The 22,381-nt window shown below is 62.5% G+C and carries 22 protein-coding genes; 13 read left to right on the top strand and 9 right to left on the bottom strand.

Going from position 1 to position 22,381, the window contains the following annotated elements:
• The first annotated feature begins 401 nt into the window (after positions 1-401).
• From ACYAS9_RS30970 to ACYAS9_RS30950, 5 genes are all read left to right on the top strand, one after another.
• On the top strand, positions 402-1,031 hold the full coding sequence (locus tag ACYAS9_RS30970; RefSeq protein WP_463572322.1) for a paraquat-inducible protein A: 630 nt from the start codon (positions 402-404) through the stop codon (positions 1,029-1,031).
• Entirely contained in the window at positions 1,028-1,642 is a 615-nt protein-coding gene (locus ACYAS9_RS30965) for a paraquat-inducible protein A (protein WP_463572321.1), read from the top strand. The genes ACYAS9_RS30970 and ACYAS9_RS30965 overlap by 4 nt, the downstream gene beginning before the upstream one ends.
• Positions 1,635-3,314, top strand: coding sequence for a PqiB family protein (locus ACYAS9_RS30960; protein ID WP_463572320.1), 1,680 nt, complete (start codon positions 1,635-1,637; stop codon positions 3,312-3,314). The genes ACYAS9_RS30965 and ACYAS9_RS30960 overlap by 8 nt, the downstream gene beginning before the upstream one ends.
• Positions 3,311-3,928, top strand: coding sequence for a PqiC family protein (locus ACYAS9_RS30955; RefSeq protein WP_463572319.1), 618 nt, complete (start codon positions 3,311-3,313; stop codon positions 3,926-3,928). Before ACYAS9_RS30960 ends, ACYAS9_RS30955 begins: the two co-directional genes overlap by 4 nt.
• 343 nt (positions 3,929-4,271) lie before the next feature.
• The gene (locus tag ACYAS9_RS30950) at positions 4,272-4,712 is read left to right on the top strand and encodes a helix-turn-helix domain-containing protein (RefSeq protein ID WP_463572459.1); all 441 of its coding nucleotides are present in this window, start codon (positions 4,272-4,274) and stop codon (positions 4,710-4,712) included.
• Positions 4,713-4,717: 5 nt separating this feature from the next.
• On the opposite strand, the gene ACYAS9_RS30945 is transcribed toward ACYAS9_RS30950, so the two are convergent.
• Both ACYAS9_RS30945 and ACYAS9_RS30940 read right to left on the bottom strand, forming a co-directional pair.
• On the bottom strand, positions 4,718-5,680 hold the full coding sequence (locus tag ACYAS9_RS30945) for a FecR domain-containing protein (RefSeq protein WP_463572318.1): 963 nt from the start codon (positions 5,678-5,680) through the stop codon (positions 4,718-4,720).
• Positions 5,677-6,192, bottom strand: a complete 516-nt coding sequence (locus ACYAS9_RS30940; RefSeq protein WP_463572317.1) for a sigma-70 family RNA polymerase sigma factor — start codon at positions 6,190-6,192, stop codon at positions 5,677-5,679. Before ACYAS9_RS30940 ends, ACYAS9_RS30945 begins: the two co-directional genes overlap by 4 nt.
• Positions 6,193-6,390: 198 nt before the next feature.
• On the opposite strand from ACYAS9_RS30940, the gene ACYAS9_RS30935 reads away from it, so the two are divergent.
• The 3 genes from ACYAS9_RS30935 to ACYAS9_RS30925 all read left to right on the top strand — a co-directional run bounded on the left by ACYAS9_RS30935 (position 6,391) and on the right by ACYAS9_RS30925 (position 8,767).
• On the top strand, positions 6,391-6,621 hold the full coding sequence (locus tag ACYAS9_RS30935) for a hypothetical protein (protein ID WP_463572316.1): 231 nt from the start codon (positions 6,391-6,393) through the stop codon (positions 6,619-6,621).
• Positions 6,622-6,695: 74 nt separating this feature from the next.
• A complete protein-coding gene (locus ACYAS9_RS30930) occupies positions 6,696-7,916 on the top strand; it encodes a putative DNA modification/repair radical SAM protein (protein WP_463572315.1) in 1,221 nt (406 codons plus the stop codon).
• Positions 7,907-8,767, top strand: coding sequence for a TIGR03915 family putative DNA repair protein (locus tag ACYAS9_RS30925; protein WP_463572314.1), 861 nt, complete (start codon positions 7,907-7,909; stop codon positions 8,765-8,767). Before ACYAS9_RS30930 ends, ACYAS9_RS30925 begins: the two co-directional genes overlap by 10 nt.
• Here ACYAS9_RS30925 and ACYAS9_RS30920 read toward each other — a convergent pair.
• The 3 genes from ACYAS9_RS30920 to ACYAS9_RS30910 form a co-directional block, all read right to left on the bottom strand.
• Positions 8,753-9,499: a hypothetical protein gene (locus tag ACYAS9_RS30920; protein ID WP_463572313.1), complete on the bottom strand. Its 747-nt coding sequence runs from the start codon at positions 9,497-9,499 to the stop codon at positions 8,753-8,755. The genes ACYAS9_RS30925 and ACYAS9_RS30920 overlap by 15 nt on opposite strands.
• Positions 9,496-10,866, bottom strand: a complete 1,371-nt coding sequence (locus ACYAS9_RS30915; protein ID WP_463572312.1) for an MATE family efflux transporter — start codon at positions 10,864-10,866, stop codon at positions 9,496-9,498. The genes ACYAS9_RS30920 and ACYAS9_RS30915 overlap by 4 nt, the downstream gene beginning before the upstream one ends.
• Positions 10,867-10,974: 108 nt before the next feature.
• Positions 10,975-11,817: a PhzF family phenazine biosynthesis protein gene (locus tag ACYAS9_RS30910; RefSeq protein WP_463572311.1), complete on the bottom strand. Its 843-nt coding sequence runs from the start codon at positions 11,815-11,817 to the stop codon at positions 10,975-10,977.
• A 105-nt stretch (positions 11,818-11,922) separates the two neighbouring features.
• Here ACYAS9_RS30910 and ACYAS9_RS30905 point away from each other — a divergent pair, with 105 nt between their 5' ends.
• Positions 11,923-12,741, top strand: a complete 819-nt coding sequence (locus tag ACYAS9_RS30905) for an NAD-dependent protein deacetylase (protein ID WP_463572310.1) — start codon at positions 11,923-11,925, stop codon at positions 12,739-12,741.
• Here the strand turns inward: ACYAS9_RS30905 and ACYAS9_RS30900 are convergent.
• Entirely contained in the window at positions 12,738-15,104 is a 2,367-nt protein-coding gene (locus ACYAS9_RS30900; RefSeq protein ID WP_463572309.1) for a DNA polymerase II, read from the bottom strand. The two genes, ACYAS9_RS30905 and ACYAS9_RS30900, sit on opposite strands and share 4 nt — an antisense overlap.
• A gap of 213 nt (positions 15,105-15,317) precedes the next feature.
• On the opposite strand from ACYAS9_RS30900, the gene ACYAS9_RS30895 reads away from it, so the two are divergent.
• Positions 15,318-17,894 (top strand): bifunctional diguanylate cyclase/phosphodiesterase, encoded by a 2,577-nt coding sequence (locus ACYAS9_RS30895; protein ID WP_463572308.1) that lies wholly within the window; start codon positions 15,318-15,320, stop codon positions 17,892-17,894.
• A gap of 120 nt (positions 17,895-18,014) precedes the next feature.
• Positions 18,015-18,455 (top strand): CBS domain-containing protein, encoded by a 441-nt coding sequence (locus tag ACYAS9_RS30890; protein WP_463572307.1) that lies wholly within the window; start codon positions 18,015-18,017, stop codon positions 18,453-18,455.
• Positions 18,456-18,482: 27 nt separating this feature from the next.
• Here the strand turns inward: ACYAS9_RS30890 and ACYAS9_RS30885 are convergent, their stop codons facing one another.
• Both ACYAS9_RS30885 and ACYAS9_RS30880 read right to left on the bottom strand, forming a co-directional pair.
• Entirely contained in the window at positions 18,483-19,013 is a 531-nt protein-coding gene (locus ACYAS9_RS30885; RefSeq protein WP_463572306.1) for a DUF4174 domain-containing protein, read from the bottom strand.
• Positions 19,014-19,139: 126 nt separating this feature from the next.
• Positions 19,140-20,309 carry an acetylornithine transaminase gene (locus ACYAS9_RS30880; protein ID WP_463572305.1) on the bottom strand — a complete coding sequence of 390 codons (1,170 nt, stop codon included), beginning with the start codon at positions 20,307-20,309 and terminating at the stop codon, positions 19,140-19,142.
• Positions 20,310-20,413: 104 nt separating this feature from the next.
• Here ACYAS9_RS30880 and ACYAS9_RS30875 point away from each other — a divergent pair, with 104 nt between their 5' ends.
• Together ACYAS9_RS30875 and ACYAS9_RS30870 are read left to right on the top strand one after the other, a co-directional pair.
• Positions 20,414-21,325, top strand: a complete 912-nt coding sequence (locus ACYAS9_RS30875; protein WP_463572304.1) for a LysR family transcriptional regulator — start codon at positions 20,414-20,416, stop codon at positions 21,323-21,325.
• 82 nt (positions 21,326-21,407) lie between these two features.
• Positions 21,408-21,992, top strand: coding sequence for a GNAT family N-acetyltransferase (locus ACYAS9_RS30870; RefSeq protein WP_463572303.1), 585 nt, complete (start codon positions 21,408-21,410; stop codon positions 21,990-21,992).
• A gap of 14 nt (positions 21,993-22,006) precedes the next feature.
• Here ACYAS9_RS30870 and ACYAS9_RS30865 read toward each other — a convergent pair whose 3' ends face one another.
• Positions 22,007-22,285 (bottom strand): hypothetical protein, encoded by a 279-nt coding sequence (locus ACYAS9_RS30865; protein ID WP_463572302.1) that lies wholly within the window; start codon positions 22,283-22,285, stop codon positions 22,007-22,009.
• Positions 22,286-22,381: the final 96 nt, after the last annotated feature.

Raw genomic sequence — 22,381 nt, 5'->3', positions numbered from 1 at the left:
CTGCTCCTGCCTGAATGAAGAGGCGGCGAGTCTAGCACTCCCGGCCGCGGATTCGAGGGGTGCGTAAAGGTGTCGCAGGCAGCCAGTGCGGCCTGCCGAATGCAGCCCGGAGCGGCCTGTACAGGGCGCAAGGCCGTTCAGCGGCCGGTTGCCATCGTGTAATCAAATATTTCACCAGTGGTATTGCAAACCGCCCGGCGGAGTCCGCGCCTCTGGCATCCCGCGCCGCAAAGGCCCAAAATATGGCGTCGTGACGCATGAACATCACCGTGTCCCGGGGGTCCATTCTTCAACGTATCGGCTTGGTATCGAAACGCATAAATACAAGCCGTCGTCGCCTCAACAAGGTATCTTCCTGTGCCTTTTCATTTACCGTTCAGGATTTGCACTTACCGCACTCGATGAGTACTGAAGCCCCCCACGATCAACCGCCGGGTCTGATCATCTGCGAGCATTGCGACTCGCTGTATGAAATTGCGCCCCTGCGCGCCGGCGAGTCGGCCTATTGCCTGCGTTGCCGCGCCCTGCTGGGGCGCGGCCAGCGCATGTCGCTGGAGCAATGGCTGGCCCTGACGGTGGCTGCGGCCGTGCTGTTTGTGCTGGCCAATATCTTTCCGGTCATCAGCATCAGCATGAAGGGCCTGAGCAATGAAGTGACGCTGTGGCAATCGGTCGAGGCCCTGGCGCAAGGGCGTATCACCCTGATTGCCCTGGTGGCCGGCCTGTCGATCATCTTCGCCCCGCTGCTGCAAATCGTCCTGCTGCTCTGGGTGCTGCTGCACGCCCAGCGCGGCGTGATTGCGCCTGGTTTCAAGGCCTGCATGCGTGCCCTTGAGCACTTGCGGCCGTGGAGCATGCTGGAGGTGTGCATGCTCGGCATTCTGGTGGCCATCATCAAGTTGTCGGGCATGCTCGATGTCCATCCGGGCGTCGGCCTGTGGGCCATGGCGATGCTGATGGTGCTGATCCTGCTGATTGCCAACCGCAACATTCGCAGGCTCTGGGATGTGCTGCAGGTGAAACCGTCATGAGCGAGATTCCCTACGCCCACCAGCACAAGCTGTGCCTGTGCCATATCTGCGGCCAGGCGTGCCCGGAAGATGTGCATTGCTGCCCGCGCTGCGACTCGGCCGTACACCGGCGCAAACCCAACAGCCTGGTGCGCACCTGGGCCTTTCTGATTGCCGGGCTGATCTTCTACGTTCCGGCCAATGCCCTGCCGGTGATGTACACCACGCTGCTGGGCAACAGCAGCGAAAACACCATCATGAGTGGCGTGATCGAGTTCGTTCACAGCGGCTCCTGGGATATTGCCCTGCTGATCTTCATCGCCAGCGTGGTGGTGCCCTGTATCAAGTTCGCGGTGCTTGGCATGTTGCTGATCACCTGCCAGCGCCGCAGTCGCTGGGCCATGGTCGAGCGCACGCGGCTGTATCGCTTTATCGAGTTGATCGGCTATTGGTCAATGCTCGATGTACTGGTGGTGGCACTGGTCGCCTCTCTTGTGCAGTTTCGCGAGCTCAGCACCATCGAGCCGCGCATCGGCATTCTGTTTTTTGGTTTGGTTGTGGTGATGACGATGTTCGCCGCCATGAGTTTCGATCCCCGGCTTATCTGGGATGCAGAGGTTGAAGATGCCTGACAACACCCCCCCTGTGAACGCCGCCGCGCTGGCCAGCCCCGAGATCAAACCGCGCCGGGTGCGCATCTCGCTGGTCTGGCTGGTGCCCATTGTTGCCGCGCTGATCGGCCTGTCGATGGCCGTGCATGACTGGCTCAACATCGGGCCGAAGATCACCGTCAGTTTCCAGACCGCCGAGGGCCTGGAAGCCAACAAGACCCAGGTCAAGTACAAGAACGTGGTGATCGGCATGGTCACCGCCATCGAGTTGAGCGAAGACCGCAGCCATGTAAAGACCACCATCGAACTCAATAACAGTGCCGGCCCATTCACCCGTGTCGACAGCCAGTACTGGGTCGTGCGCCCGCGTATCGGTGCGCACGGCGTGTCCGGCGTGGACACCTTGCTTTCAGGGGCGTTCATCGGTGCCGATGCCGGCAGTGCCGAGCAGACCAAGAACGAATTCGTCGGCCTGGAAACCCCGCCGCCGGTGACCTTCGGCGAGAAAGGCAAGCGCTTCATGTTGCACACCGACGATCTGGGCTCGCTGGACATCGGCTCGCCGATTTACTACCGGCGCATCCAGGTCGGCCAGGTGGTGGGCTACAACCTGTCCGACGACGGCAAGGGCGTGGACATCCAGATCTTCATCAGCTCACCCAATGACAAGTACATCACCACCGACACCCGCTTCTGGAATGCCAGCGGCGTTGACGTCAGCGTGGGAGCGGCCGGGTTGAAGATCAATACCCAGTCGCTGGCCTCGATCGTCTCTGGCGGCATCGCCTTCCGTGAGCCGAACTGGAGCCCGGACGCCAAGCCTGCCGATGAAAACGCCGAATTCCGGATTTTCGACGACCAGGCCGCTGCCCTCGCGCCGCCCGATGGTGAGCCGCGTTACATCCGCATGCGCTTCAAGCAGTCGCTGCGCGGCCTGGCGGTCAACGCGCCGGTGGACTTTCTGGGCGTCAATATCGGCAAGGTCGTGTCGGTCGACCTCGATTACGACGGCGATACCAAAACCTTCCCGGGCGTCGTGGGTGCCGTGATCTATCCCAAACGTCTCGGCGCTGCCGAATCCAAATTGCAGCAACTGGCCGGTACAGGAAGTGACGAAGAACAATCGGCGCGCATTCTCGGCGCGTTCATCAGCAACGGCCTGCGCGCGCAGGTGCGCACCGGCAACCTGCTGACGGGCCAGTTGTACATCGCCATGGAATTTGACCCCAAGGCGCCGAAAGTCGCCTTCGACCCCAAGGCTCGCCCACTGGACATTCCGACGGTTCCTGGCAGCTTCGACAAGCTGCAGGAACAGCTGCAGGCCTTTGTCGACAAGCTCAGCCGCCTGCCCATCGATGAGCTGGCGGGTAACCTGAATGGCTCGCTGAGCGAATTGCAGAAGACCTTGAAAATCGTCAACGCCAGCGTCCTGCCGCAAATGCGTGGCACCTTGCAACAGGCTGAAAAAACCCTGTCCACGGCCAACGAGACGCTGGGCGAAGACTCACCCGGCCGTCAGCAACTGAGCCAGGCGATGGACGAAGTGCAGCGCGCGGCGCGCTCGATGCGGGTACTGACCGACTTCCTCGGTCGCCAGCCTGAAGCGTTGATCCGTGGCCGCAGCAGCGACGCTGCGCCCGCCTCGTACAAAAGCTCGTCTTCGCGTACCAAGAACCTGGAGCCACAGCAATGACCCTGCGCCTGAAACTGGCCGTCCTGGCCACAGCCCTCGGGCTGGCGGCCTGCTCATCCCCGGTGATGCATTACTACACGCTGGTCGCGCCGCTGGCCTCGGCCCCTGCGGTCAAAAACCCGCCGGCGCCGTTCCAGTTCGAAATGCAGGCGGTGCAACTGCCGGTGCAGGTCGACCAGCCGTCACTGGTGGTCCGTCAGGGTGACGGCAGCCTGGCGATTCTGGACACCGAACGCTGGGGCGCGCCCCTGGGCGATGAGTTCCACGATGCCCTGACCGCGCAACTCGAAAGCCGCTTTGCCCGCCGCGATGTGGCCGGCCTGCCCAAGGACAGCAACCAGCCCTTGCTGTCGCTGCGCGCCGATGTGCGTCGTTTTGAATCGCTGCCCGGCCAATATGCCTTGATCGATGTGGTGTGGAACCTGGGGATGCGCAACGGCCCGGCCGGCAGCACGCGCACCAACCTGACCTGCAGCAGTGTGATCCGTGAAAATGCAGGGATTGGTCTGGAAAATCTGGTCCTGGCTCATCAGGCCGCCGTAGCCCGTCTGGCAGATGATATTGCCCGCACTGCACAGAACTGGGCACGCCAGCCGACTGCAAGCTGCCCTTGAAGAAAATCGCCGCCTGCAATGCCTGTACTCCCTCAAAAGGAGCCTATATGGGCATTCAGGCGGTTTTTAATGGCGCCAATTAACATTTTTTTACTTGGCCGAACAATAAACCAGCAATAAATCACAGAGTCGTTGTTCAATTCAGTACAAAAAAGTACTAATCACCCCGCTTTCCTCGCACCATTTAAGGTATCTTGACCTTCGCCAACGTGATGGCCAGGGAACTTTCGGATAGACCATCAACAGGCGCCCCTCGCAGGAAGCCGGTGTGTTCGCTCATTCTGAAATGGATTTAAATCCGCCATGGCAACCCTCGGACGGATGTTTTATTGAGGACAAACGGATGATAGGAATTGGTCCGCGCCTGAAACAGGAACGTATACGCCTCAAGCTTTCACAAAGTGCGCTGGGCGCAATAGGCGGCGTCGAAACCAACGCACAGGGCAACTACGAAAGCGGCATCCGATTTCCAAGAGCCGACTATCTTTCGCGGGTAGCGGATGCAGGTATTGATGTGGCCTATGTTGTTACTGGCCTGGAACACTCTAACGAGGACAGTGTTATTACACCGGTAGAGTCCGACCTCAGCAGGGTTATTGCCCGCCTGCATGCCAGCCTGCACGACATGACCCAGCAGTTGTACCTGATGACCCAATTGCTCGATACCCGGCACAGCCCTGAGGATGTTCCGGACCGGCTGCAGATCGAGACAGTGCGCGACGATGCCGAGGCCATCAGCCTGGCGGCAGTGCGCCTGATCTATGTCACTTCAAAGCTGGGATAAGCTGATCACCCGACGCGCGCCCGCGGCACCAGCGTGACCCAGTAGCGCGTGCGGGTCTGCACCTGTAGCGGCAGGCTGGCGGCCAGCAGTTGCAGAATGCGGTCGGTATCGTCAAGGCGAAACGCACCGGTCACGTTAAGCGCTTCCAGGCTTGGCTCCCAGCGCAGCACGCCTGGCCGGTAACGACTCAGTTCCGTGAGAAAGCTGCCCAGCGGCCGGTTTTCGACGGTCAGTACCCCGGTTCGCCAATCCGGCTGTTGCGCGTCGAAACGCTCTACCGAACCAATGCCTTGCGGGCTGAGTGAGGCGCGCTGGCCACGGTGCAGGCGCATTGACGCGCCGGCCAATGGCAGTAACTCGACCTGCCCGCGCGACACCGACACCCGGCAACGCCCGGCGTCCTGACGAATACATAACTCGGCACCTGTGGCGATCACTTGCCCCAAACGCGTCTGCAGCGTCACCGCTGGCACGTTGTCGGCCATGTTCAGCGCCAGCTCGCCCTCGATCAGCGACAGTCGATGGCTGTCGGCGTGCCAGTCCAGATCCACCGCCGTGGCGGTATTGAGCTGCAACAGGCTGGCATCGGACAGGCGCACGGTGCGGCGCTCGCCGGTGCCGGTGCGCAGGTCGGCGCGCCAGGCAGCCACGGGTAACTGGCGGCTGAGCAACCAGCCGGTGGGCAATACTGCCGCGATCAGCAGAGCACGCTTGAGCAGCACCCGGCGCTGCGGGTCGGCTGCCGGGCGGTCGAGACTGGCCATGGCCAGTTGCGGCGGCACCTCGGCAAAACGCTGGCGCAGCCCCTGCGCCTTCTGCCACATCTGTTCATGGCTGGGCGACTGTTCACGCCAGCGCTGCAAGCCGGCGCGGTCCTCGGCGCTGGCGGTGCCGGACTCGACCAGTGCCAGCCAGCGTGCGGCGGCATGCGCCACCTGGCGGGCGTGATCGTGGCTGGCCGCGCTCATAGCTCAGCCATCAGGCAGTGCTCATAGGCCTGGGCCATGTAGCGCTTGACCGTACGCTGCGAAACATTCAGCCGCTCGGCGATCTGCGCATAATCCAGGCCTTCGAGCTGCGCCCACAAAAACGCCCGCCGCACCGCCTGCGGCAAGCCATCGAGCAGATCGTCCAGCGCCTGCAAGGTCTGCAACACCATCCAGCGCTGCTCCGCCGAGGGCGTCACCGCCTCGGGCAGATACCCCAGTGCATCCAGATAAGCCTGCTCCAGACGCCGGCGACGCTGATGATTGAGCAACAGCCGCTTGCCCACCGTGACCAGATAAGCCCTGGGCTCGCGCAGCGTGGCCAACGGCTCGCTGTGTGGGCGGGTCAGCACGCGCAGGAACGTTTCCTGACTCAGGTCGGCCGCATCCCAGGCGTTACCCAGGCGCCGACGCAGCCACGATTCCAGCCAACTGCGATGTTCGCGATAAAAACTGTCCAGCCCAGGCTGCATGGAATGTGCGGCGTCAGTCATGCCAGGGGCACCATCAATGAAGGTCACGATTTGTAATGAGAATAATTCTAATTAACTCAAGGCCTGTCGCCAATCGGAATTTTTCGTAAACAGGTCCATTGGTCGCTCCCGGCTGGCAATTGTGGCTCGGCAACTATCCTTACCGGGTCGTTCGCGACACTCCTTTTTCAACGCCTTTCAATTTAAGGGACTAACGATATGTCGACACCGCCTGAGGATGATTACCTTCAACACGCTGCAGGCAACTTTGTGGCGAATCTGGACTTTATCGATGAGCGTGATTTCAGCACGCCCTGGGAAGTGGCGCCCGATGTGTCCGGTTTCACCGGCACCCAGCCCGGCACCGGTAATGAATACCGCCAGTCGCTGAAACTGTATGCCGACTGCGTCACCGTCAATCGCCATTATGTAGCGGCTTACCAGCACTGACCACGCGGCAAACGGTACTTGAGCAATGGCTCAAAGCCCGATACTGTACATAAAAACAGTATCGGGTTATTGCCATGCAGTTGATCGACAAGCTGAGCATCCTGGCCGACGCCGCCAAGTACGACGCCTCGTGCGCCAGCAGCGGTGCGCCCAAGCGCAGCTCGCAGGGCAAGAACGGGCTGGGCTCGACCAATGGCATGGGTATCTGCCACAGCTACACGCCTGACGGGCGTTGCGTTTCGTTATTGAAAATCCTGCTGACCAACTTTTGCCTCTACGACTGCCAGTATTGCGTCAACCGACGCTCCAGCGATGTCCCGCGCGCACGCTTCAACCCCGAAGAAGTGGTCGCCCTGACCCTGGATTTCTACCGTCGCAACTGCGTCAGCGGGCTGTTTCTGAGTTCGGGCATCATCCGCTCGGCCGACTACACCATGGAACAACTGGTCGAGGTCGCCCGGCAGTTGCGCGAAGTGCATGAGTTTCGTGGCTATATCCACCTCAAGACCATCCCGGACGCCGACCCTGCCTTGATCGAACAGGCCGGGCGCTATGCCGACCGGCTCAGCGTCAATATCGAGCTGCCCACCGACCACAGCCTGCAGATCCTGGCGCCGGAGAAGAACATCGGTTCGATCCGCCAGGCCATGCACACCATTCATAACGGCGAACAGAACGTCAAGGATGAGCCCCGCGCCCCGCGCTTTGCGCCTGCCGGGCAAAGCACGCAGATGATCGTCGGTGCCGACGCCACCGACGACAGCACCATCCTGCACAGCGCGCAGACCCTGTACAGCAGCTACAAGTTGCGCCGGGTCTATTACTCGGCGTTCAGCCCGATCCCCAACAGCCCGGGCTCCGTACCGCTGGCCGCCCCGCCGCTGCTGCGCGAGCACCGTCTGTACCAGGCCGACTTCCTGCTGCGCGGCTATGGTTTTCAGGCCAGCGAGCTGCTCAAGGGCCCCGGCGATCTGGCCCTGGACATCGACCCCAAGCTGGCCTGGGCGCTGAACAACCGCGATGTGTTCCCGCTGGACCTGAACCGCGCCGACCCGAGCCTGATCGCGCGTATCCCCGGCATCGGCCTGCGCACCACGCAACGCCTGGTCGAGCTGCGCCGGCAGCGGCGTATCCGTTATGAAGACCTGACACGCATGCGTTGCCTGCTCGACAAGGCGCGCCCCTTCATCATCACCAGCGATTACCGGCCCTCTCAGGCGCAATACTCCAGCGAGCGCCTGCACCAGCAACTGCGCGACCGTCCGCAGCCTCAGCAACTGGGGTTATGGGCATGATCAGCCTGGACTGCGATGACCTGTTCGAGGTCTGGCGCGGGCAGGCGCGCTGGCTGCTCAGCCATGCCATCGACCCCAGCCGCGTCAGCTGGAGCGCGGGCCAGGACAATGACCTGTTCGGCAGCGACGAGCACCTTCCGCAAACGCCCGGACCCTTTCAGGCGCGGGTGCCGCTGGCCTTGCTGGAACAACTGCAAGCAGCGTCGCAGTACCGTGGCGAGCAACGCTGGAGCCTGCTTTATGAGGTGCTGTGGCGGGTTTGCCATGGTGATCGCACGGCCATGCTGGCTGGCGACCGGCTGGGCAGCGAGTTGCAACGGCGGTTAAAGCAGGTCAGCCGCGAGGCCCATCACCTGCATGCCTTTCTGCGCTTTGTCGCCGTCAAGGGCGACCTGCCCTGGCCGGACGACAACGCCCCGCATTATGTGGCCTGGCACGAACCGGCCCACGACATTCTGCACAGCGCCAGCGAACACTTCATCGGCCGCATGGGCCGCCACCGCTGGCTGATCGCGACACCCCGCGACGCGGTGTTCTACGACGGCAGCCGCCTGATTCACCAGCGGCACTGCCCGGATGACTGGCAACGGCTGGCCCGCCAGCCTGACGATTCACAGGGCGAGCTGTGGCTGACCTACTACCAGCACATCTTCAACCCGGCGCGGCTCAACCCCAAGGTCATGCAAGGCCACCTGCCGGCGCGCTTCTGGAAAAACCTGCCCGAAGGGCCATTGATCCCGGCACTGATTACCCAGGCACGCACCGGCAAACAGCGCGACGGCCAGGCCAGCAGCATCGCGGCCCGCCCCGGCAAGCGTATTCGTCATGAGAGTCCTTCAGACACGCCATGAGGCCGGTGCCACACGACAATCACCATCGAACAACGCGCCGCCGTGGGGCGCCAGTTCATCCTCGGCCAGGGCAATCACCCAACCTGCGTTGCCCGACACGAACAGCACCCGAAAAGCCTCGTCGAATCGCTGCGCCAGACGCTGGTCGATCTCGTTCAGCAAGCGCGGCGCCCATTTGCCGGTGCCGTACCAGCGGCCTCGCCCGCGCAATGCCAGCTCCACAAGCCGCGCATGCAACATGGCACCGATTGCCATCACCTCACCGGCAGAGCGCTCACCGCGCAGGTCATCGATTGCATCGGTGATTTCATAACGCAAGACGTTCAGGGCAGCGGCTGACAAGGCCGGCGGCCCTGCGGCCAGACGCTCCGAAACCTGCTGGCGCAGCTGTTCGGCTGGCGCCGGTGCGGGGCCGATCACCACGCCTTCGTTGATCATATTGAGCAGGCTCGGGCGTCCGCGCTTCACGTCCTCATCGATGAACCAGGCCACGGTGTGCACATCGTGGACGAACGCTTCGACCGGCACGCCTTGGGCCATGAACGACTCGCGACGCGCCGCATCGAGGTGATCGTAAATCACCACCAGATCGATATCGGACAGGTATGTGCCCTGCCCGCGCATGATCGAGCCGGCCACATAGGCAAAGGATGCATCGGCATAGCGGGTTTGCAGCAGCGCCTCGGCAATCGCCAGCGCAGCGGCGGGAGAAGGACAATCGTGGTTGATCATATCGTTGAGCTCCGCTGTACCTGGACCGGCATGGCCATTTCCTTCAAGGTCACTTTCATCACCCACATTCCAACCGCGCAGGCGGCCAGCGCTATCGTCGCATTACCCAGCAAATGGCCGAGCAAGGCGCCCGCGCTACCCTGCAGTTGCGCGCCGTACCAGACAAACGGCACGGTCCCCAGGCTGGCGCGCAGCCAGCCAAACAGCGTGACAAAGATCGGCCGGCCCATGGTCACGAAAATGGAAATGGCAATGAACTGCAAGCCGATCAGGGTCCAGAGCACGCCGCCGAACTGGCAGAAGACCTGCAGAATGCGCACGCCTTCGCCTTGCACATTGAACAGCTGTTGCAGGGCCTGCGCCGATAACGACAGGGTCAGCGCCACCACGGCGCCGTAACCGAGCGCCAGCCAATAGGTGGTTTTGACCGCCTCCCTGGCACGCGCAGCATTTCTGGCGCCCAGGTTCTGCCCGACAATCGGACTCAGGGCGCCGGGCAGCACAAAGAACACGCAGAACGACAACTGGATGATCCGGTCGACCACGGCGATGCCGGCCAGGGCTTGCGAACCGTAGGCGGCCACCGATGACATCAGGTACGCCATGCCCACCGGCGTGGCCAGGTTGCCGAACACCGCCGGCAGGGCAATCCGGCCAATCTGGCCGATGTCTGCACGCATCTGCGCACGCCCGGAACGCGCGGTCAGCCGGGCGACCCGGCTTACGTAATACACACCCAACGACGCCGTCACGCTGGCCGCCAGCAAGTACGCATAGCCTGCGCCATTCAGGCCCAGGTTCAGCCACAGGATGAACACCGGCTCGGCCATCGCGGCCACGGCCGTACCGGTCAGGACGATGTACATCGGTTGCTTGCCGAACCCCGAGGTGCGCAGCACCTGCATGCACAGTTGCCCGATGGCCATGAACAGCGTGGCCGGCAGCGTGATCCACAGGTAAGCCTGCGCGGCGGCAAACGCACGCGCTTCAAGGCCCAGCAGGTCGAGAATGACATCCAGAAACAACAGCTCGATCGCCGCGCCCGACACCGAGACTGCAATCACCAGCGCAAGGCCACTGCCCGCCAGTTGCCGGGCCCGCAAAAGCTCACCGGCCCCCAGGCGGCTGGCAATCAGCGCACCCGAGGCCATGGCCACGCCCATCGACATACTGGTGACGAAAAACGTCAATGTCTTGCCCACGACCAGCGCCGCCAGCAAGACATCGTCGTGCAGCATGGCGATGTAGAACACGGAAAGAACATCGATGACAAAGATGGCCAGCAGGCTGGTCGTGCTGGTCGCGGTCATCCGTACGACATGCTTGAGCACAGAGCCCTGGGTAAAAACGGCGTTATTATTTTTCATCAAGTGCCTGTTGAATAACCGCCAATAAAGGCGTCTGGCACCCTACTCTTTTCACCCGGCATTGATTAATACAAATACGTTCTATGGTTATTCTTTACACCGTGTCGACTACAGGCTGACCTGGCCCTCGATACAGGTCACCGAAGCCCCGCCAATCCAGATGTCATCGCCAATGCGCTCGACCTGTACCCGGCCGTTGCGGCCCAGTGCAGTGCCCTGGCTGACCACATAACGTTGCGGTGCCAGGCCTTCTTCAAACAACCAGCGGGCGATGCCGGCGTTCAGGCTGCCGGTCACCGGGTCTTCGGGCATGCCATCGCCACCGACGAAGGCACGCACTTCATATTGCGCTTCATCCCCATCAGTGGCCGGGTCCCAGGCACCGAATACGCCGAGCACCACACCGTCCAGACGTGAAAAGTCAGGTTTCAGTGACAGGACCCGCGCGCGATTGGCCAGGTGCAGGGCAAACCAGCCAGGGCCGTTATCGACCCAGCGGGCATTGAGCACTTCATCGGCGCCCAGGCCCAGCGCCTGAAGCACCCGCGCGAGCAGGTCATCGTCTACCGGGCCGCTGCGCAACAGCGGCGGTGCGGTAAACGCCAGTTGCCTGCCGACCTTGCGAATGCGCACCAGGCCGATGCCGCATTGCTGGATGATTTCTTCACCCTTTGGCACCCCGCCGCTTTCGAGCCAGGCATGGCAGGTGCCAAGCGTGGGATGCCCGGCGAAGGGCAGTTCTCTGAGGGTGGTGAAGATGCGCACGCGATAGTCGGCTTGCGGGTTCGTGGGGGTCTGGATGAAGGTGGTTTCGCTGAGATTGGTCCAGTTCGCCAGCGCGGCCATGCGCTCATCACTCAGGTCGTCGGCGTCGAATACCACCGCCAGCGGGTTGCCTTGCAACGGTTGCTCGGCAAACACATCGAGCTGTTTGAACGGGTAGCGGCGCATGACGGACTCCTGTCGGGCAAAGGCCCGAAGGATGGCACACACCTGCCGTGCAGATAAAGTGCAGCTCGGGTTAAGCTCGTCGGGCCTGCCAGGAGAAAATCGCTCATGCCCCTCGAAACGCTCTGCCAGTACCTGACCCGACAACCGCTGCTGGTGATCACCGGCGCCGGGATCAGCACCGCCTCCGGAATCCCCGACTACCGTGACCGCGAGGGCGTGCGGCGCGGCAAGCAGCCGATGATGTATCAGGAATTTATTGCCAACCCCGCCGCGCGCCAGCGCTACTGGGCCCGCGCCCTGCTGGGCTGGCCGCGCATTCTCGCCGCGCAACCCAATGCCGCGCACCGCGCGTTGGCCGAGTTGCAGGCGGCGGGCCGGATCAGCGGCCTGATCACCCAGAACGTCGATGCCCTGCACACCCGCGCCGGCAGCCCGGCGGTGACCGAGTTGCATGGCAGCCTGCATCGGGTTCTGTGCCTGGACTGCGGACAGCGTTGCGAACGCGGGGCGCTGCAGGCGCAGATGCTGGCCGACAACCCTTACCTGAGCGATGTCGAAGCGGTGCAGGCACCCGACGGCGATACCTTGCTGGACGCGTCCTATATCGCTGACTTCTGTCTGCCGCGCTGCCCACACTGCGCCGGCCAGCGGCTGAAACCGGACGTGGTGTTCTTTGGCGAAAACGTTGCCAGCGACACCGCCGCACTGGCCATGGCGCAGGCTGACCAGGCGGCAGGCCTGTTGGTGGTCGGCACCTCGTTGATGGCCTGGTCGGCCTTTCGTCTGTGCAAGCACATGGCTGGGCAAGGCAAGCCGATCCTGGCAATCAACCAGGGCAAGACCCGCGCCGACGACCTGTTGACGGCCAAATTCGAGGTGCCTTGCGAAACGCTGCTGCCGCAAGTGGTCGAGGCGCTGAGTTAAAACAGCCCCAGTTGCCCGCCGATCAAACGGCTGAAATCGTCGTCGACAAACGGCAGGATCGCATCGGCCAGCGGTTGCAGCTGGCGCGTCACGTAGTGGTCATAGTCGATGGGCGCCTGGCGCGCTTCCAGCGGCTCGGGGCCGTTGACGGTCATCACATAGCTGATCCAGCCGCCGCGCTGGTATTGCAGCGGCCGGCCCAGGCGCAGGTTGTATTCATCGGCCAGTCTGGCGGCGCGCACATGCGGCGGCACATTGCGCTGGTACTCGTCGAGGCGCCGACGCAGGCGCTTGCGAAACACCAGCAGGTGATCCAGTTCGCCGGCCAGGGTGCGGCGCACATAATCGCGGATGTAATCCTGATAAGGCTGGCGCTGAAAAATCAGCAGGTACAGCGCCTGCTGGAATTCCCGCGCCAGCGGTGACCAGTCGGTGCGCACCGACTCCAGGCCTTTGTAGACCATCTCCTGAGTGTTATCGGCGCGCGTCACCAGCCCGGCGTAGCGTTTCTTGCTGCCCTCCTCGGCGCCGCGAATGGTCGGCATCAGAAAGCGTGAGTAATGGATTTCGTATTGCAGCTCCAGGGCGCTATCGAGGCCATATTGCTGTTGCAGGTGCGTGGCCCACCACTGGTTGATATGTGCCACCAGCTCGAGCCCGATGGCCTGCGCCTGTTGCTCGTCGTGGGGTTTACCCAGCCAGACGAATGTGGAGTCGGTGTCGCCGTAGATCACCTGATGACCACGCGCCTCGATCAGTTGCCGGGTGGTTTGCATGATTTCATGCCCGCGCAGGGTGATCGACGACGCCAGGCGAGTATCGAAAAAGCGGCAACCGCTGGTGCCCAGCACACCGTAAAAGGCATTCATGATGATTTTCAGCGCTTGCGACAGCGGCGCATTGCCCTCGCGCTTGGCCGCTTCACGCCCTTGCCAGACCCGTTCGACAATCGCCGGCAGGCAGTGCCGGGTACGTGAAAAACGCGCGCCGCGAAAGCCCGGCACCGAATGCACATCGTCGGGCTGCTGCAAGCCCTCGATCAGCCCCACGGGATCAATCAGAAAGGTGCGAATGATCGACGGGTACAGACTCTTGTAATCGAGCACCAGCACCGACTCGTACAGGCCGGGCCGCGAGTCCATGACAAAGCCGCCGGGGCTGGCCTCGGGCATGCGCTCGCCGAGGTTGGGCGCGACAAAGCCCTGGCGATGCATCAACGGCAGGTACAGGTGATAGAACGCCGCGACCGAGCCGCCACTGCGGTCGGCGGCAAGGCCGGTGACGGTGGCGCGCTCCAGCAGAAAGGTCAGCAGCCCGGTGACCTCGAACACCCGCGTGACCAGCTCGCAGTCCTTGAGGTTGTAGTGCGCCAGCGCCGGCTTGTCTTCGGCGAACATGCGGTTGATTTCGTCCATGCGCTGGTACGGCGTGTCGATCGCCTTGCCCTCGCCCAACAGGCTCTGGGCAACGAATTCGAGGCTGAACGAGGCAAAGTTCCAGGTCGCCGAGCGCAGTGCCTCGATGCCGTCGATGATCAGCCGGCCGCTGGCCTCGGCAAAAAAATGCTGGCGGCTGCCATGTTCGCGCCAGCCCATCGGCTCACCACCACGGCCCAGCAGCAAGGGTACGCCGAGCCGTTTGGAGTGTTCATGCAGAATGCGCAGGTCGAACTGCACCACGTTCCAGCCGATGATCGCGTCCGGGTCATGTGCGGCCAGCCACTGGTTCAAGCGGGTGAGCAATTCGGCGCGGCTGGCGCAGTATTCAAGGTCGAAATCCACCTTCGAGGCGTCGCCATTGGCCGGCCCGAGCATGTACACCTGACGCTGCCCGCAGCCTTCCAGCGCAATGGAATACAGCTCGCCGCGCTCTGTCGTTTCGATGTCCAGCGACACCAGCTTCAAACGCGGCCGATAGTCGGGCGCAGGGCGCACAGTCGCCTGGCACAGCACGCCATCGTCATCGTCATCGGCCGTACCACCGAACAACACGGGGGCGGTGATGAAACGCTCCATCAGGTAGCGTTCCGGCGGGCGGATATCGGCCTCGTAGACGTCCAGATTGCCTTTGCGCAGCAGGCGTTCGACGTTCATCAATTGCCGATACTGTGAGCAGTAGATGCCCACGACCGGTCGATGGCGAAAGTCCTTGAGTTCAAGCGCGCGCAGCTCGACGCCTTCCTCGCCGTGCAGCAGCGTCCGGGCGCGCTCGTGTTGCACGGCAGGCATGAAGGCCACCGATGGCTGGGCCGGCAAGCGGATCAGGCGCGGGCCGTGGTCGGTGGCCAGCCACAACTCGATTTCAGTCCCGGCGGGCGTGTCGCGCCAATGGCGGCTGAGAATGAAACCCTGCTGTAGATCCACCACCCTGGCCCTGTCTGTCGGTTCAAAGCCGACATTCTACGTGTGGCGGCCTCGCACGATGGCAAGAATTAAAACGTGCTCACGTTCCGGCAATCACTACCGAATGATAGAGTCAATCGAGGTGATGGATTTTTGCCACTATCCACTGCTTGCGTACTCAGTGCCCACAGGGTCAATACTCTTCACCTGAAGTCGCGTCATAGGGTCAATTTCATGAGTTCAGCGATACGGCCCCCACCGTCCGGTCCTCGCAACGCGCAGCTTGCAAGACGCACCCTGCTCGCCTTGCTGGGATTACTGGGTGCAATTTCATTGGTCATGGTCAGTGCGCTGCTGTTGATCGCCTTGCAGTTGAACCGTGAGGCCAGCCTGCACAGTGAACGCCTGGTGGAAAAGCTCTGGCAGGTCACCACCCAGCGATTCGTCACCACGATGCGCGACTACGCCCCTTGGGGCGATGCCTATCGGCACCTGCATCTGAGGATCGACAAGGACTGGGCCTACACCCGCGATAACCTCGGTGGCTCGCTGTACAGCAGTTTCCAGTTTGAAGGCGTGTTTGTTCTCGACCCGTCCAACCGCAGCGCTTATTCGCTGGATCACGGTGAACTGACCGATGTACAACTGCAGGACTGGATGGGCAGTTTTCCGGCCAACCTTATTGAAGAAGCCCGTGCCGCTCGTGACGATGACTATGTCGCCATGCAGATACGCGACCGCCAGGGCCAACCGGTATTGCTTGCTGCCGCGCAGTTGAGCCCCGGCAATGATCCCAGCGTGGAATTGACACCGGGTGAACAGTCGGTGCTGGTGATGGCCTACCTGCTCAGTCCGCAAAAGCTGCGTGACCTGGGCCGTAGCTATGAAATCTCTGACCTGCGCATTCCTGCCAACGCCCAGGATGCGGCAGAGCAGCCTCATCTGAATGCCGATCCTTACCTGCTGCTGCGCTGGAACCCTGACAGGCCCGGCCAGCGACTGCTGAGCGTCATGCTGCCGATCCTGTTGCTGTTGCTGGCCACCCTGATCTACGTCGCCCGGCGCATTACCTGCCGCACCCTGACCACCGCCCACCTGCTGGACAAGCAGTACGAGATGATTCACCGCAGTCGTGCGGCCCTGGCCAGCAGCGAAGCGCGCTTTCGCAACGTGGCCGAGGCAGCCTCGGACTGGTTGTGGGAAACCGATCTGCAACTGCGCATTACTTACTTGTCGGAGCGTTTCAGCGATATCACCGGGCAACCCGCCGAAAACTGGCTGGGACAATGCCTGGACGACATGCTGCAGTGCCCGGGCCAGAAGCTTGGCGACTGGATACGCGCGCAGCACACCGCCACCGCCCGCTCGGTCATCCGTTGCACCCACTGCTCGCCCACGGGTGCGGTGCTGACCAGCCATATCGCGGTCAGGCCGGTGCTGTGCGATGGGCAGGTGATCGGCTACCAGGGCAGCGCCTCGGACATCACCCGCGAGGTGGCCGCCGAAGATCGCCTGATGTACTTGTCACAGCACGACACCCTGACGGGCCTGCCGAACCGCCTGCAACTGCGCGAGTTTCTGATCGGCCAACTGGAACAATTGCCTCGCCGCCCGCAGCCATTGACCCTGCTCAACCTGGACCTTGACCACTTCAAGCCGGTCAACGATATCTACGGTCACAGCGGCGGCGACGGCGTGCTGCGCGAATCGGCGCTGCGCATGGCCCGCTGCCTGCTGCCAGGCGGTCTGCTGGCACGCAAGGGCGGCGATGAATTCATTCTCGTCGCCCCGGCACTGGCGACCTCGCAAGACGTCGAGCGGCTGTGCCAGGCGTTGATTGACTGCATCAGCCAGCCATTCATCGTCAATAACCAGGAAGTACTGATCGGCCTGAGCATCGGCGTCGCCCAGGCACCGGTCCATTCCCGCCAGCCTGAAGACCTGATCCGGTTTTCGGACCTGGCCCTGTATCAGGCCAAGAAAGACGGGCGTAATACCTGGCGCTCATACCACCCGGGCATGCTGGTGCACCTTGAGCAGCAACGTGAACTGGAGACCAGCCTGCGCGCCGCGCTGAAGGGTGAACAGTTCAGCCTGCATTACCAGCCCAGGCACGCCGTACAGGACGGACGAATCCTGAGCGTCGAAGCGCTGATCCGCTGGGAGCATCCGCAACGGGGCTTGTGCATGCCCGGCCAGTTCATTGAACTGGCTGAAGAAAACGGCCTGATCGTACCCATCAGTGACTGGGTGCTGCATCGGGCCTGCCGCGATGCCGCGCTGTGGGCTGACGAATTGCATGTGTCGGTGAATATTTCTGCGGTGGAGTTTCGCGCCCCGGGCCTGGTCGAGCGGATCCGCACGGTGCTGACGGCGACGGGCTTGCCCAGCCATCGGCTGGAGCTGGAACTGACCGAGCGGGTGGTCATCGAGGACGCGGCGTCCAGCCTGGAACTGATGCTGGCCCTCAAGGCACTGGGCGTGCGCTTGTCGATGGACGATTTTGGTACCGGCTATTCTTCGTTGAGTTACCTCAAGGACTTCCCGTTCGACACCCTGAAGATCGACCGCAGCTTCATCCAGGAAATCGACCGCAGTGTTCCGGGATGCTCCATTGTGCAGGCCATCATTGCCCTGGGCCGCGCCCTGTCGATGACCATTACCGCCGAAGGGGTTGAAACCGAGCAGCAACTGCAACGCCTGGTCGCCTTCGGTTGCGATGAGGTGCAGGGTTATTACCTGAACCGACCGATGCCGCTGCCGGACCTGCTGCGCGCCATTGCCATCAGCAACGAGCGGGGCGAGTCCTGAAACCGGCGTTTTCCATACCTTACAGGACGTTTTCAGGCTTGCACGGCGCAGGCGCTTGCCCGATGCTTGTTCAACCCCGTCGAGGGCCCAACCTGTAGAGTTCTCGCCTCTGGAGAGCGTATGAAAACCGTAGCCCAGTTACTCAAACTCAAGCCTGAACAACATCGCCAGGTGCACACCATTGCCCCCGACGCCTTGGTGCTCGATGCCCTGCGGCTGATGGCCGACAAGAACATCGGTGCATTGGCCGTGGCCGAGAATGGCAAAGTGGTCGGGGTGCTCAGCGAGCGCGATTACGCACGCAAGATGGTCTTGCAGGGCCGCTCCTCGGCCGGTACGCCGGTCAGCGCGATCATGAGCAGCAAGGTGATTACCGTCGACTCGACGCAAAACGTCGAAACGTGCATGAACATCATGACCGACCACCACCTGCGTCACTTGCCGGTGGTGGATGACGGCGAGCTGCTGGGCCTGCTGTCGATCGGCGACCTGGTCAAGGAAGCGATCGCCGAGCAGGCCAGCCTGATTCAGCAACTGGAGCAGTACATTCGCGGCGAATGAGTCACGGCCAGGCGCTGCCTGAGCGGATCAATCATCCAGCGTGGCAGGGGCTGCGCCCTTGCCTGCCGCCTTCGGGGCTTTTTCTGCGGGGGCATTTGCAGGAGCGGCAGCCGGCGCAGGCGCGGTGGCTTCCTTCTCGCGCATGGGCATCTGGTCGATGGTGGCAAAGATTTCCTTGGGCTCGATGGTTTCGGCCTCGATCTTTTTCTCGCCGTCCTTGCCGATCAGGATCACCCGGTTTCTGGCACCCGCTCCCAGGCTCAATTCACGGATCAACGCCATGGTCGCCTGGGTATCCAGCGACTTGCCATTGCGCTCACCGGCAAGGCCTATCACGGTATAGAGCACCATGTTGCGCTGGGCGAAGGCCTCGCGGTTGGCCGGTTCATCCAGGGCTTTCTTGAGTTTGACCAGGCTGGGGTCTGAAGGGGTGGGCGCAATGATGATCAAAGGCCGGGTCTTGCCGCGCTCCTGCGCCAGCGGTGTATCGCTGTCGGCAGCGAACACCGGCGCGGCAAACAGCAGCAGGGCGGCGAGGGTCAGGGACCGGATAGGCATGAGTAGCTCCTTGTAAATCCATGGGTTGGCATATGGCGAGGTTGATTCGCAATTCCCACATGAATTTCTACCGCATCAAGCCCTGATGGTATAGCCCAAAATCCACTCTGCTGCCGGTCCTGCCCGTCAGACCAGCAGTTCTTGCAGGCCCGCGACGATCATTTCCACTTCATCGGCCGACAGGGTCAACGGCGGCAACAAGCGAATGGTCCGGCCCCGGGTCACGTTGATCAAAAGCCCGTGTTGCCGGGCTGCCGTCAACGTCAGGTCGGCAATCGGCTGGTGCAGTTCGATGCCGATCATCAAGCCCCGCCCGCGTATGGCGGCCACCTGCGGATGGCCACCCAACACCTGTTGCAGACGCTCGAGCAATTGTTGCCCGCGTGCCTGAGCATTATTTACCAGTTGTTGCTGCTCGATGATTTCCAGCACGGTACAACCCACCCGACACGCCAGCGGATTACCGCCAAAGGTGCTGCCGTGGCTGCCCGGTGTAAACAGCCGGGCCGCCTTGCCCCGCGCCAGACAGGCGCCAATCGGGATGCCGTTGCCCAGGCCTTTGGCCAGGGTCATGATGTCCGGCACGATGCCCTCGTGTTCAAACGCAAACCAGCGCCCGGTACGGCCGATGCCGGTCTGGATCTCGTCGAGCATCAACAGCCAGTCACGCCGGCTGCAACGCTCGCGCAGGGCCTTGAGATAGCCGACAGGCGCCACATGCACGCCGCTCTCGCCCTGGATCGGCTCGACCAGCACGGCGGCGATGCGCGGGCCATGTTGCGCACAGAGCCGATCGAAAGCGGCCAGGTCACCGAACGGCACACGCAGGATATCGCCCGGCAGGCCGGCAAAGCCCAGCCGTACCGCCGGCCCGTCACTGGCTGCCAGCGTGCCCAGCGTGCGGCCATGAAAGGCGTTGTCCATGACCACCACCAGCGGCTGCTCGATACCTCTGTGCCAGCTGTGCAGCCGGGCTAGCTTGAGTGCCGTTTCATTGGCCTCGGCGCCGGAATTGCTGAAAAACACCCGCTCCAGTCCCGACAACCGGGTCAGCTCACGCGCCAGGCGTTGCTGCCAGTCAATGCTGTACAGGTTGGAGGTGTGCAACAGCAGCCCGGCCTGCTCGCTGATCGCGGCCACCAGCGCCGGGTGCGCATGACCGACGTTGGTCACCGCCACGCCCGCCACGGCATCGAGGTACTCACGCCCTTCCTGATCCCAGAGTCGGGTGCCCAGGCCACGCACAAAGCTCAACGGCAAGGGCTGGTAGGTGTTCATCAGGCAGGCAGCGGTCATGACATCAGGCTCCATGGTGCGTCAGGGGATGTTTGCAGTATCGTTAGCCACCTCAGGTGGATAAACCCCGAAACACTTCTATCTTTTTAAAGCATGGATTGATAATGGACCTTTTTCAGGCGATGTCGGTGTACGTCAAGGTGGTCGAGACCGGCAGCATGACGGCGGCGGCGCGCGAATGTGCGATCTCCACCACCATGGTCGGCAATCACCTGCGCGCGCTGGAACAACGACTGGGCGTCAGCCTGCTCAAGCGCACCACCCGCCGCCAACGGCTGACCGAGTTTGGCCAGGCCTATTACCAGCGTTGCCTGGAGGTGCTGGGGCTGGTGGCCGACTCCGAACAACTGGCCGAGCAGGCCTTGGGCGAGCCGATCGGCACCTTGCGCATCACCGCGCCGCTGACCTTCGGCTCCGAACGCCTGGCGCCTGCGCTGTGCGGGTTCTCCAGGCGTTACCCGCAGATCAAGCTGGACGTGGTGCTGACCAACCAGCGCATGGACCTGCTCGACAATGGCTTCGATGTCGGCATCCGCATGGGCACCCTGCCGTCGTCCTCACGGCTGATCGCCCGACCGCTGCATGACTACACGCTGACCATTTGTGCCGCGCCCGAGTACCTGGCCAAGCGTTCGATTCCCCTGCACCCGGATGATTTACAGGCACACGATTGCCTGTCGTTCGCCTACCTGGCGGGCGATGACTGGAGCGCCACGGAAAAACACTGGGTACTGAGCGGGCCTGAAGGCGAGGTACAAGTGCCGGTCGCCGGCCCCTTGATCATGAACTCATCGGCCGGGCTGTATCAGGCCGCCAGGGCGGGCATGGGCATCGTCATGCTGCCCGATGCGCTGGTCGAGCAGGACCTGCGCGACGGCCGGCTGATCGCGCTGTTGCCCGAGTACCGCTTGCCCAGCCGGCCGATGCACCTGATTTACCCGCAAGACCGCTATCGCCTGCCCAAGCTGCGCAGCTTTGTCGACTATGCACTGGGCCTGTGGGGCACTCATCCGTGAGCCATGACCGGCAAACCGGGTCTTGCAGGTTGGCGATGCGCCGCATAAGGTGCGGCACACGCCGTACACCGCAAGGACCGACATGATCCACATCCGCCCCATGACGCCTGATGACTTCGAACGCTTCTGGCCGACCTTTCAAGCCATCGTCAAGGCTCAGGAAACCTATGCCTATGACCCGGCACTTGACGCAGAACAGGCCCGCGAGCTGTGGCTGAACCTGCCGCTGCACACGCTGATTGCCGAGCAGGACGGTGAGCTGCTCGGCAGTTATTACCTCAAGGCCAACGCCGCCGGCCCCGGCAACCATGTGTGCAACTGCGGCTATATGGTCACTGAGGCGGCGCGCGGACGCGGCGTGGCGCGTTTGATGTGCGAGCACTCGCAGCAGTTGGCGCGTGACAGCGGTTTTCAGGCCATGCAGTTCAACTCGGTGGTGTCGAGCAACAGCGTCGCCGTGGCGCTGTGGAGCAAGCTGGGCTTCGAAACCGTCGGCCGCCTGCCCCGCGCCTATCGGCATGCCCGGCTGGGGCTGGTGGATTGCCTGGTGATGTTCAAATGGCTGGGCGATGAGCCGACAGTGGCGAGCGAACCGGCGTCCGGGCGTGCGCTGCTGATCGGGCGCAAGAACATCGAATCGGTGGTCTCGCGCCCACGCAGGCGGTAATCGCTATTGCCGGGTCATTCCTTGACTTCGCTCAGCGCGAATCGCTGGCCCTTGGTGTCGCGCACTTCATTGCCCACGATCCAGGCAATGGTATGCCCGTCATGGTCGACAAGCCGTTGCGGATTGCCCAGGCTCAGGGTGCCGATCTCGCCGCTCCAGTCGCGGCGCGGATCGTGCTCCAGATAGGCATAGACCTTGCGATCACGAATGCGCCACACCGGGTACGGCTTGCGGCTGGCGCTCGGGATGACGTCATAGGTGAGTTTGGGATTGAACAGAATGGCAGCAGTCATGGCAGGCTCCGTGGGGTGGAGTGGCTGACTGCTGGTTGAAGCCACGGTATGAAGGCAGGATAGACCAGCCTTATGCCATTTTGTTGAAACCAGGTG

This window comes from Pseudomonas sp. HP_08 (assembly GCF_055284095.1).
This window is presented reverse-complemented; position numbering and strand designations above follow the sequence as displayed.